We start from the raw sequence: 704 nt of genomic DNA on the forward strand, positions 1-704 counted from the left end.
TTGAGGACAGTGCGTCAGCGGCGGGCGAGCCGGGCCTCGAGGTCGGCGGGGCCGGTGAAGTCCAGCAGGTCTTCGCCCAGGGTTTCGATCTGTTCGACCAGGAGCGATTCGATGCGCTGGCGATACGCGTTCCATTCATTCTCGTCCAGCATGGCGTAGATGTCGATGAAGTCGGAGGCCGTCCGTCATTCCGGCCTGGAGGCCGGAATCTAGGGCAGGGATAGCAATGTTTCCGTCACCATCAGCGCTGGAGTGATACGCAAGTTTCCTTTCCCTGGCCTGGGTCCCGGCTTCCCGGCCGGGACGACGGACGCGGCAGGTCGTGGCGGTGACATCCTTCGTCATTCCGTTTTCAAGCAACGAAGAAGGTGATCCAGGCTCGCAGCGGACCGGGCGATAACCCAAGCCGATCGGCCTTTTCAGCGCGTAGGGTGCGGTGAGGTACGAACCGCACCGTGAGTTAACGTTGGCGTGAGCAATGGTGCGGTTCCTGCGTCACCGCACCCTACGGGCCTGCCCAGATCCAGTCGCTCGGGGTAAGTGCCCGGATGCAGGAAGATCACCACTGGCACCACGCGATCCGTACCATAGAGCTCGGCGAGGTCCAGGCAGTAGTGGGCCAGGCGATGGATGGAGAAGCGTCCGGGGTCGGTTTCCTCTTCCAGCACGAACAGCAGCGCGGCGCGGCGGCCGTCGGGCCATTC

General features: G+C 63.5%; 1 protein-coding gene and 1 pseudogene. Both read right to left on the reverse strand.

Annotation, left to right across the window (positions count from 1 at the left end):
• Window positions 1–14: 14 nt before the first annotated feature.
• Window positions 15–152 (reverse strand): DUF4351 domain-containing protein, encoded by a 138-nt coding sequence (locus tag F2Q65_RS19300; RefSeq protein ID WP_150095020.1) that lies wholly within the window; start codon window positions 150–152, stop codon window positions 15–17.
• Window positions 153–515: 363 nt separating this feature from the next.
• Window positions 516–704: pseudogene (locus F2Q65_RS19305) on the reverse strand (hypothetical protein); the annotation flags it as partial.

It is taken from the genome of Thiohalocapsa marina, from assembly GCF_008632335.1.
Classification (GTDB): Bacteria; Pseudomonadota; Gammaproteobacteria; order Chromatiales; family Chromatiaceae; genus Thiohalocapsa; species Thiohalocapsa marina.

What these genes read in the sequence shown, in the direction of transcription:
- F2Q65_RS19300 (WP_150095020.1), bottom strand. Translation starts at nt 152, where the DNA reads ATGCTGGACGAGAATGAATGGAACGCGTATCGCCAGCGCATCGAATCG.